Raw genomic sequence first — 11,004 nt, 5'->3', positions numbered from 1 at the left:
GATCTCAATCGGTAATCTTGTCAAGGAGGAATCTGACTGTGTCCAGATTCCCTCATGGGGATTTTTAAGTGATGTCCTGACCATTATTGGGTTCCGAAACCCTCTGGGAAGACCAGAAGACTGGTTTATTGCCTACAACGTTAGCGTATAAATTTCAGTTGCGGAAAATCGGTACGATTTTCCGATTGAAACTGAAAGATAGAAAATTGCAATGAATTTCCGTAGGAAATTCAGCCGCAATTGAATTTATACTTTGTTGGTTGCAGTTACAATTCAGTTTTTTGAGGCTCATTCAGCGTTTTGTTTTACGTTTTACTATTCAATTCCACGTTTTGATTCCGCAATTATGGAATTCGATAGAGTAGAAATTATCAATTCACGTTTTTATAATTCCGTTCGAGTGAATTTCTGCGCACAGTTCCGTTTTACAATTTCAATTCAGCGTTACGTTTCGGTTTCGAGTATTAAATTCATTTCCGTTAAGCTCTTTTGCGCAAAGTTCCGCTGTTTTCAAAGTTCGGAATTCGCACGACTTTTACGCTTAGTTTTTAATTCCGCTATTGCAACCAACGGTTTTGTATATGGCTCGTAGCGTGCAAATTAGCGATTATTTTTCGGTTGATCCACAAGCCAGATTTTTAAATTTTACTATTTATCTTTTTATTGGAAATCGTCAAATTTAAAAATTTGGCGACTTTCCAAATATGCGTTAACTTCGATTAAGCAACTGATTAGCTATGAGCTATATACGTTGTTGGCAATAGTATTTTTGTTTATTATATCCATTAGTCTTTCAATGTCAGATTCTATTATGTGACTTAAATCAATCTCAATTTTATTTCCATACGTTTCTGTTATAATCAACTTTTTCTCATTCAATTCAGATGATTTTATTTCTTTGAATTTTATGTTTTTCCCAAAGAACGATTTTATTCTGATTAAGATTCCTCTTTTATTCCACTGAACATAATTCTGATACCAGAACATTTGTGTACTAAATCCGAAGACTATCAGATATCCGACAGCGTTCAAATATTTATTCATTTTAGGGTTTGCAAATTCAATAATATCAAAGGCTCCATTAATTATTAGAAATAACCCAATTAAAATCAGAGGTAATAAAATCCAACGATCCTTTTTATTCAAATTTCCAAAGTGTATTTTTTTCATTTTTCAGCTATTGATTTAATCAATTTGTATGCATATAAAATTCCATTTAAAGACATAATTCCGCAAATCAAATATTCCGATTTTGAGTAATAACTTATTCCGCCAATTATTCCGAATGCTGTCCACAATAGATTAGTCAGAATTTCTGTTTTATTCAACTTGTTCGTTTTTTCGTTATGTTCAGCCATATTATTGCCAACGGTTTTGTATATGAAAAGTAGCGGATTTTACTCATTAATTTTTCAGCTTAACAATGACCTCTAATTTATTCATTATCTTTTGTTTAAGTACTTAAACCGCTATTTTTTATAAACGTTGTTGCCCACTGGCTTTTTTTAACTTGTTTTTCTTTTATACTTGTCAATAAGAAATATTCCTTGATTTTCAAGTTCTGGAAATAGTGTCCTGTTACTTATTCCGAAAGTTGCTAATTCTTTAAGAATTGAACGTTTTCTATTTGCAGGAATTTCAAGTTTTACTTTTGTCGTTTTATTCAAAACCCAATTATTTGGAACTCTCGCTGGTCTGATTTTATTAGCATCAATTCCAAATATTAAAAATGCTCCTTCCTGTTTTAAAATTCTCTCGTTATCAAGTTTTACTTTCACAGCAAATACTTCTTCAAGATGTTTAGGATTTATTAAATTTTGAAAATAAGGTTTTTCTTCTTTTATTTCGTGCAGCAAATACTGAATTGCTGTAGTATCATTGAATTCTGAAATCTTGGATGTACTTGTATCTATTTCAAAGTTCTCTGGTCTTTTTGCAATGTTTGAAAGAACACTTACCACATCACTATCATAATATTTGACATAATTTTTTGGGATTCTTAAATATACTACCTCACCATTTTTAGAAAAATCTTTGTTACAAGCAAAATATAACGCAACTAATGGATTTGCAGTTACATCTAAAAGTCTGGTTGGAATGCCATAATGTTGCATTTTTACCAATTTTTCTACTGTTGATTTAGAATTGTTAAACTCTAAAGGAACACGACTAATTGATTCCTTAAAAATATTATCTTCATTGTAAATAAGACCATCTCTATAAATACTTGGTTTAAGCTCGAAACTAATGTCCGAATGTCCTCTAAAGTAGTTTTCATACTCATCGACTAAACCTAATCGTTTGATTTCGTTTATAAAGTTGGTAATATTTCTAACCATTAATTAGTATGATTTTCTTGGTCAACAATAAATTTTCTTTTGTAAAATTGAACTTTTCTCTCCCCAAATCTTCCTCTACCGTAACCAGTTATCATAGAAAATGTAAAATAGATTACAAAAATGCTACTCAGCCAAACTTGATAATCAATATTACTGAAATCAGTTGTGAACAATATTATATGTTCGGAAAAATATTTAACTCCTAACACAAACCAAATTGAGAGTATAAACCTACTTACGATTTCGTTAATTTTAGAAACAGAAAATGTTTTAGGTGAAGTAACAGACTTATACAATGGGCCTGTAATTCTGTCCTCAAGCATATCTACGTGTATTTCCCAATGTCGTTGCCAAACTTTACTGCCTCTATTTGTAAAAGTCCAAGCCATTCCAGTTATAAAACCTATGCAAACAATAAAATAAAGAACTTGAGGGTTTTTCGGGTAAGCGTCAGACCCAATCATTGTGAAATAACCGGCAAAAGATGCAATTTGAAAAGCCCAGAAATAATTAGCTCTTTTCCAATAGAGTTCTATTTCAAAATTTTTTGCACTCCAAGCTCTTTCATAAGTCACTTTTATCTGTTCATCAGATTTTCCGTTTATGAAGGCTTCATTATATTCAGATTCGGACATTTTTTCCATTTCCGTACCTGCTTTTGTAAATGCAAATCTCCAAATTGATTCTAAAAAATCTAAAACTTTCATTGATTTTTGTTCAGTTTTCAGCTTGTGGGCAACGTGTTCGTGTATGGCTAGTTGTGTGATTCGCTTAGTAAGATAGCAAAAAAACGTAATAGGAGTAGAGTGGAATTCGCTAGAATTCCGCGAGCGTTCTTTAACGCACTATTAGCTATACGCGTTGTTGTGCTTTCGTTTATTTATTGTGGCTTTGAATATTCGATTAATTCCTCCACGTAGTGAAAATCACCTTGATTTTGAGTAAGTTTAATGAAGTTTTTTACAGCAGGTGCATATAACCAAACTTCTGTTTCATTTGCGTTATATCCTCTGGAATTAGTCGTTTTTCCAGTGTATTTAATTGTGTAGGCCATAAAGGTTCCTGCTTCTACAGTTTCTTCTTGGTATGATAGTACTTCGGCATTCTGACTTTGGTTCCCGGTAGTTCCGTCTTGACTTGTCCAACTGTTTTCATATTTCCATTTTTTGCCTACTTCAAGAGGCCAATCGTACTTTGGTGTTTCGCTTACATCTGGTTTAACGATTTCGGTAACGGGAATAGTATCTTTTCCAATAGTCATACCTAGGACTCCGTCAAAACCTACTATTTCTCTTGTATCTTTACCATCAGAGCGTACTTCTCCTTCTGTAGTCACTCCTTTATATTTCCAGACCCATTTCTCGCCAAGCTGATAATCATTTAGAGTTGGCTGATTAGTTTTATTCGATTTAGTTGAGTTGTTACAGGCACTAAATAATACTAATGCAAGTAATAGTAGAATTTGATTTTTCATTTATATTGTTTAGAACAATAGGACGTGGAAGTTTCAAATTTGTTACAATTACTAAAAGTGGATGACAAGCACAGAAATATATGTCTTAAGTTAGCTTTGGTTATTCTTTTCTAAAGATTGGTATTCAATTTCTATTAGCTCGATTAATTCTATTATGCTCTTTTTTAATAAAACTGATTGCCTTGTATAATAATTAAGTTGTCTCGATGAAATATAAAAATCGGCTAATATCCGTTTGTCAGTAATTGTAATAGGTGAGCCAAAATCACCATATCTTATTTCATACGCATATTTATTTCGTAATTCATTAGAACGATCCAACACATCCTCTCCAATGGTTATGATATTTTGGGCTTCCAATTCATAGATATTTTGAATATTATTAAATAGCTCACGATTGCTTATAATATTTGATTTTCCTTCAGATATCATCGAATTATAAGTTCCAATTTTTGGTCGAAATTTTCTATCTGTAAAGAAAATATATTCTAATTCAGATACTCCTGCTACTTCAGGAAGCTCTCCAATAATTTCTTCAAATATAAAGTCAATAGTAGAGTCTTGAGACATTAATTGAGCAATTCGCCACTTGTGATCTTGAATGACTTGAGATAACAATAAGGTATCTTGAATTAAATCACTCTTTATTTCTTTTAGATAGACTTTCTCTGCATCTCGTGTTTTTTTCAATTCATTCGAATTATTGATACTTAACGCAATTAAAATTCCAATAACCACGAGTATAATTTCTCCAATAGCATAAAGAAGATAATTAATGACCTTTTTATCCTTAATCATATTCTGTCTTATTTTTCTAAAGATTTTTGCCATTGACTAATGTTTGATTTAAATGAAGCACAACGTGTTCGTGTATGGTTTGTACGGAATTCAGCCGAACGCTTCGCGTTTCGGATGAGCCAGCTTGTCTGGCGAAAATTCCGTTGGAAAAGAGCGTAAGGCTGAGCTAACGAACTGTTCCATGAAATAAATATAGTTAATTAAAGTGAGAATTTTTCCGCTGGAAAAATTCGGTAGTATAAACTATACGCGTTGTTGTAAACAGTTATTTATGCTTTTTCTATTTTCTTTAGTAGCCCGTCTTCTGTGAACTTTTTATTTCCTTTGAAATAATAGCTAAATTGTAAATAATCTTTGAAGGTGCCAGTATCTTCTTTTCCATTATTCAAATAATATCCAAAAAAATGACTTGGCCAGAACTCAAATTTCCCCTTTTTTATTTTACATAAATAAAAATTAATACCATTTGCTCCAGAATATTTTCCATTCCATTCAGCATCAAATATTCTGCAAATTGTCTCGCCAAAATAGGCGGTTAATTCAGCTTCTAATATTTCTTTATTCGTTGAACTTTTATGAAGCTCGTTTTCCAGAATTAAATCGATTTCTTTTTCCAGACTTGAGATAGAAAAATCTAAATTATAACCTTTTCCTAAAAGTTTATTTGCGAATTTTTCAGCTACTTCAGATGGATTATCAAGATTTGGATAGTTTGATTTTTCCATAATTGTTTACAACGGTTTAGTATAAGAATAGTAGCGGATTTTCGCGCACTAACTTTTCGGTTTATTACAGTTGTTTGATTTATATATTTCACTTTCGTTTTAGCGATTAAACCGCTATTATTTTTATACAATGTTGTACGCTGGCTTTTTTCCTTTCAGATTGTCATTCAGCGTTGGCGAAAGACATACTCTTTTGCAATTTTTGCTTTAAGCGTTGGCTCGTGCGAATTGCAAATGTGTATGGCTTTGTGCGTTGGCTTATACAGAAAAGTCAAATTTATAAACTCCGTCACCAAGTAAAGAAACTTCTATATCTGTTCGACCATATCTTTCCAAATGATGTCTTCTTACTGGTTGTCCAAGTGGAACACCAATTCTATTTCTAATGTATTCACCTAATTCTGCTTTTACAGGAAAAGAACTGATTTGTTTTGGATAAATTACACCTTCAACTGGTTGCGAACCTTCCAAAAGACCTTCCATAGTTAGACCATCATCCCAAATTATCTCAATAGAATCATTGTGCCTTTGCATTCGTCCTCTTCCATCAACTTCAAGCGGGTTAATTTGTTTTGGCGGAAAAAGATTTGGAAAATCCCTAATATGACTTGTTCTTAAAGCTATGTATGCATCGTTTGGGGTTGTATGATTATTTGGGTTTTGTCCCCAATTTAATCCTGCTGCATTTTGGACTTCACCATTTCTACCTAATAATGTCATTAAACAATGGTCAAATTGTTCACGTTCTTCTACAACTCTTTCCATTCCAACCTCTAAACAAGAAATAGAGTTGTTTAAAATATGAGCTATGTAGTCATTTAAAGGTCTGAATGTATCAAAGGTGGTTTCAGCTAAAATTTCTCTAAAAGGTGTAGTTAATCCATTGACTGAAAAATTTGCAGAACCAATTAAAGCGTGAATAATATCACCTCTTCTTCGCCATACATAGCACTTTGAATGTACTGGTAAATTCGAATAAAATATATTTAGGTTGTCTACTTCTCCTTGAATGTTTGTTAATGAATTATGCAAACTTGGTCTTATGCCTTCTGAACCATACATTCCATAAATTACAGTTGAGTTAAATGGTAGTTCTTCCAATCTAGCTACAGGTCTTGGTCCAAGATATCCTGAAAGTACGATTAGTTCATCAGTTTCGTGAAGTTGATGTCTATGAAATATTAGTTCTTCTAAATCTTGAGTATATAACACCTTTAATTGATAATTTCAGTTTCGAGTTTAAAAAGACCTTGTTTTTCAGTCATTTTTCCAATTAGTAATTCGTGTACTACTTCTGCTATTTTTTTTGAAAACAAAGGCGGAACAGCATTTCCAATCATTTTGTATTGGTCACCTCTTGAACCCAAAAACTCAAAATCATCATCAAAGGTTTGTAATCTAGCAGCTTCCCGAACTGTTATTGAACGAGCTTGCTCTGGGTCAGGATGAATATGTCGTAAGCCATCTTTATATAAATGAGCAGGTATTGTATTACTTGGTTTATCTTCTCTGATAACGTGATACTTATGAAATTTTGATTCTTTTCCTGTTTTCTCTTTATATAATTCAATTAAGGCTTTACTTGAAATATATTTGTTTCTTCCACTTCTAATGTCTTCTGCAAGAAGTCTAAAAATTTCTATATCTCTTTCATTGTGCATTCTAGGTTCGTGATTTTTTGGCAGTGGAATTCCATTTAACTTTATCGTATGCGAGTGTTTTTGATTTTTATTGTCTGGAAATATTTTTGGTAAAAACTCAAATGCTTTTTTTGAATTTAATGGCTCAATACTAGCTTCTGATTTCATTTTTAAGTAAAATGAATTTATTAATCCACGACTAAACTCATTTTTTGGAACACCAAAAATTATAACTCTTTTTCGTTTTTGGGGAACTTGATAATACGATGTGTCAAAAAGAGCATTAGCTCTTAAATTATCAGTTATTTCATAACCAATTTCATTAAATGCTTTTCTAATTCTGGAAACAATAGGAATACCACCTGGTTTTGCAGATAAAATACCTTCTACATTTTCAAAAACGAATGCTTTTGGTTGATAATGATTTACAAGTTTCACATAACTCTCAAACAAGTAATTGCGATAATCATCTTGCATTCCATTTTCATCACGCACTCTTCCTGCAATAGAATAAGCTTGACAAGGCGGACCTCCAACAATTAATTCTACTTGTTTATTTCCAATAAGTTCATCTAAACCTACATTTTGACCATACTTGTCATCATTAAATCCATTAATCAGTTCATCAGTTCTTTGAATGTCAAAATGGATAATATTATTTCTGCCTAAATCATATTTCCATTTAGTAGATAATCTTTTTTTCAAAGTTTGAACTGTTGGAAGTTCCCAGTCAACAGCTGCTAAAGTGTTATACTTTCCTGTCTGAAGAAAACCATCAGTTAAACCTCCACATCCTGCGAATAAATCAATTACGTTAATCTTCATTCTCTAAATATTTTAATAATTGTTCTCCTAATACTTTACCTAACATTGGTGGTACAGCATTTCCAACTTGTCTATATTGTTGAGTTTTATTGCCAAGAAAAACAAAATCGTCTGGGAATGATTGTAAACGAGCATTCTCTCTAACACTAGGAACTCTATTCCATTTGTAATGAAAATGATTTCTATGTCCTGTGTCGATTGTTTTTGAAGGTTTTAAGCTATGGTATCTAGTCCAAGCTTCATTGAATTTTCTTGAATCACCAACTCCTGGTGGTAAATCTTTGTGGTTACCACCTTCTGGAACTTGTGAAATAACATTAATAACGTGTTCGGTGTGTTTAGTTCCTAAATGATTATAAAGAACTTTATTACCATTACGCATTGTTCTCTGATAATCACTAAATGCCTTTTTATCATATTCAAGCTTTTCATCACCTAAATCAGAAACTAAATCAGGTAAATCGCCAATTGCATCTTTACAACCAACATAACTTTCTGGTGTGTGAGTTGATTCAGGGAATTCAAATATTCCTAAATCCTTTCTTAATGCTACAAAAAATACTCTTTTTCTTATTTGTGGAACTCCATAATCTGGTGCATAAAGCAATTTTGGGTTGCAGTTATAGCCCATTTTTTCACAAAGCTCAATTATTTCTTTTTTCGCTTTGCCACCATAAAGAGTTAATAAACCTGGAACATTTTCTATAATAATTGCCTTTGGGTTTACTTTTTCCGCAAGTTTAAAAACAGAATAAAAGAGCGAATTTCTTTCATCATTTTCTTTTCTAGAGCCAGTCAAAGAAAACCCTTGACAAGGTGGACCTGCAATTATTACATCTACTTTATTATTGTTCGTTGCTTCAATTATTTTGTCAATTGAAGAATCTTCGTGAAGGTCTAGTAATAATGATTTGGAATTATTGTGGTTTTTCTCGAATGTTTTTAATGCAATTTCGGTATTATCAACTCCAAGTAAAACGTGAAAACCTGCTTGCTGAAATCCATATGAAAATCCTCCGCAACCTGAAAATAAGTCTATTGCTGTAAATTTTTTACTCATTGTCAAAATTGAATTGTCCTTGTTTGGTATTAGTGTTTTTCAAATAATTAGCTGTATCCTCTGCAACGGAAAAAATGGAATCCGAACATTTATATTTGAATGCTTCTCTTGCAAATTTGTCAGCAAAGAATAGGTCAGTTATTAGTTGTAGTTCGATATTAAATAACTTTGAAAGTTCTTTTAGTTTAGATTTACTAAATTTTTGACTACCATTTTCGATTCGACTTATAGCACTCGTATTTATTCCGATTTTTGCCCCAAATTCAGTTTGTGTCCACTCTCGTTTCTCTCTTTCAGTCTTTAAAAAATGTCCGAAACTTGCCATATTTATGATTTAACCAAAAAATGATTTGACCTATTTTTAGCAAATGTATAAATAATTTGCGATTTTTATATCAAGTTATTCAATTTATTTTTGGGTGGTGGTGGGGAAGTGAAAGCTCTTTTTATTTTGTGAGGTACGAGCAAAATGAAATGTGCTTGAGCGTGGGTTGGCTTTTTTCAGCTTGCGTACAACGGTTTGGCTATGAGCAGTAGCGCCTAAATAAGCCTTATTTTTTTATTTTATTCAGCAAATTTATCAAATAAATCCCGAACTTTCGCATTTCAGCCCAAACCCGAGCTATTGCTTATAGCTATTGTTATGTGCTGGCTTTATTCCCCTTTCGTTTTAAAGTCGATTAAGTATTCTTTGAGAGGGATACTTTTAAGATTTCTAAATCCTGAACCAATTGTGATTTGATATTGATTATTAGGACTTAAATCTTCTATTTCAAGTGTTAATGATTTTCCGTCTTCAGACCATCCAACTACATTTTTTATTCTCATCAGAGCATCTTCTCCTAAAGGACCATAGTTAAAGTTTCTAAAACGTTGATTCATTGGTTCGGAAAATAAAATTGTGATTTTATTTATTTTTGAGTCCACACTTTGGTTCTTGTTTTCAAAAGGTTCTATTGCAACTACTCTTGGTCTGCTATTCTCAAACGTTTCTTTATAGGTATTTAAGGTTTCGTCAAAATATCCCGCTTTTTCAACAAACGCTATCAAGTCAGTTTCATTATTGTAGTCGAGTTCTATCATTTCCTTAATTGCCTTTGTTTTGTCGGATGCATTATTGTAATAGCTATCACAAATTGCGTAGCCTACATAATAAGCCAAATCACGCATTTCAAATTCATTATCAGTACTGTTCCAAATCCAATTATATAAGTATGGTGAAAACATTTCAAGTGTATATTTCGATTTAACTTTTGCATCGTTTTTTCTTCCAAATTCAATTTGTGGGTTTGGGGAGTTGATATCTAATGCTTTCTCAGCTAAAAATTCCGCCACACCTTCTATGACTGTCTGAGCTAACAAACTATTTCCGATTGTTGATTTCTGCTGAGTGTGGACGTATTCGTGGATATTTAAAAAGACAATATTTTTACTTGGCTCTGAATCGAAGTAGCTCCTTAAATGTGATAGGTTTTCAGGAAATTCGCTCGTTGGTGTATTTTTATCTGCCAATGCTAATTCTGACCCAATAAGAACTAAGCTATCCATAGTTGTTCCGTTTGTCCTTAAAGCTCCTAGCGTAAAATAGATTTTTGCAGGCTTTGAATCAGGATAGATTTCTTTGAATTTTCTGATGCCTCTTTCTAATTCAGGACTAAGTTGTTCTGCTTTCAATGTATTTTCCCTAATTGAATTCCAAAATTTTGGGTAACTATTGATTGCGTCTATATAGTCCTGTGATGTATAGTTTCTTGCTTGACGAATAGCTTTTAAACCATCGGTTCCTTTTCGAAAGAAAAGGCTGTCAATCAATTTGTGTTGTAAAATTGAATCTTGAGTTGCACTGATTTTGTCGAAGGCTGTCCAAAAGTTAGCTATATCGTTAGTTACAATATTACTTGAGGGCTTTTCGGTTTCACAGCCAACTAAAATCGCTACGATAGTCAGTAAGGCCAAAAGTTTTTTCATTTTCTTAAATTCTATTTTTTGTTCAGCTTGCACATAACGTAGACGTATATGCCACGTTGTTTGTTTTTCAGAAATTTACACAAAATTTATTACCTGAATAAATTGTTGGGTAAATTTAAAACCATGTGGCATATACGCAGTTGTGGGTAGTAAAAGCTTCGAATAGCCAAAGGCT

General features: G+C 32.4%; 11 protein-coding genes. All 11 read right to left on the bottom strand.

Annotated features, from left to right (window positions below; all coding sequences use genetic code 11):
• Window positions 1-735 precede the first annotated feature (735 nt).
• The 11 genes from AB9K26_RS00820 to AB9K26_RS00770 all read right to left on the bottom strand — a co-directional run bounded on the left by AB9K26_RS00820 (window position 736) and on the right by AB9K26_RS00770 (window position 10,829).
• The gene (locus tag AB9K26_RS00820) at window positions 736-1,170 is read right to left on the bottom strand and encodes a hypothetical protein (RefSeq protein WP_369970643.1); all 435 of its coding nucleotides are present in this window, start codon (window positions 1,168-1,170) and stop codon (window positions 736-738) included.
• 335 nt (window positions 1,171-1,505) lie between these two features.
• A complete protein-coding gene (locus AB9K26_RS00815; RefSeq protein ID WP_369970642.1) occupies window positions 1,506-2,339 on the bottom strand; it encodes an FRG domain-containing protein in 834 nt (277 codons plus the stop codon).
• Entirely contained in the window at window positions 2,339-3,046 is a 708-nt protein-coding gene (locus AB9K26_RS00810; protein WP_369970641.1) for a hypothetical protein, read from the bottom strand. The genes AB9K26_RS00815 and AB9K26_RS00810 overlap by 1 nt, the downstream gene beginning before the upstream one ends.
• A 173-nt stretch (window positions 3,047-3,219) precedes the next feature.
• Entirely contained in the window at window positions 3,220-3,675 is a 456-nt protein-coding gene (locus tag AB9K26_RS00805) for a hypothetical protein (protein ID WP_369970640.1), read from the bottom strand.
• 228 nt (window positions 3,676-3,903) lie between these two features.
• Window positions 3,904-4,644: a DUF6090 family protein gene (locus tag AB9K26_RS00800; RefSeq protein WP_369970639.1), complete on the bottom strand. Its 741-nt coding sequence runs from the start codon at window positions 4,642-4,644 to the stop codon at window positions 3,904-3,906.
• Window positions 4,645-4,880: 236 nt separating this feature from the next.
• Window positions 4,881-5,336 carry a hypothetical protein gene (locus AB9K26_RS00795; protein WP_369970638.1) on the bottom strand — a complete coding sequence of 152 codons (456 nt, stop codon included), beginning with the start codon at window positions 5,334-5,336 and terminating at the stop codon, window positions 4,881-4,883.
• Between the two features lie 258 nt (window positions 5,337-5,594).
• Entirely contained in the window at window positions 5,595-6,548 is a 954-nt protein-coding gene (locus AB9K26_RS00790; protein ID WP_369970637.1) for a restriction endonuclease PLD domain-containing protein, read from the bottom strand.
• Between the two features lie 2 nt (window positions 6,549-6,550).
• Window positions 6,551-7,801: a DNA cytosine methyltransferase gene (locus tag AB9K26_RS00785; RefSeq protein WP_369970636.1), complete on the bottom strand. Its 1,251-nt coding sequence runs from the start codon at window positions 7,799-7,801 to the stop codon at window positions 6,551-6,553.
• On the bottom strand, window positions 7,791-8,861 hold the full coding sequence (locus AB9K26_RS00780; protein WP_369970635.1) for a DNA cytosine methyltransferase: 1,071 nt from the start codon (window positions 8,859-8,861) through the stop codon (window positions 7,791-7,793). The genes AB9K26_RS00785 and AB9K26_RS00780 overlap by 11 nt, the downstream gene beginning before the upstream one ends.
• The gene (locus AB9K26_RS00775; protein ID WP_134198250.1) at window positions 8,854-9,186 is read right to left on the bottom strand and encodes a helix-turn-helix transcriptional regulator; all 333 of its coding nucleotides are present in this window, start codon (window positions 9,184-9,186) and stop codon (window positions 8,854-8,856) included. Before AB9K26_RS00775 ends, AB9K26_RS00780 begins: the two co-directional genes overlap by 8 nt.
• A 329-nt stretch (window positions 9,187-9,515) precedes the next feature.
• Window positions 9,516-10,829: an Ig-like domain-containing protein gene (locus AB9K26_RS00770; RefSeq protein WP_369970634.1), complete on the bottom strand. Its 1,314-nt coding sequence runs from the start codon at window positions 10,827-10,829 to the stop codon at window positions 9,516-9,518.
• Window positions 10,830-11,004: the final 175 nt, after the last annotated feature.

Source organism: Psychroserpens sp. XS_ASV72 (assembly GCF_041224425.1).
Classification (GTDB): domain Bacteria; phylum Bacteroidota; class Bacteroidia; order Flavobacteriales; family Flavobacteriaceae; genus Psychroserpens.
The sequence above is the reverse complement of the archived record's forward strand: the minus strand, read 5'-3'. Positions and strand labels throughout refer to the sequence as shown.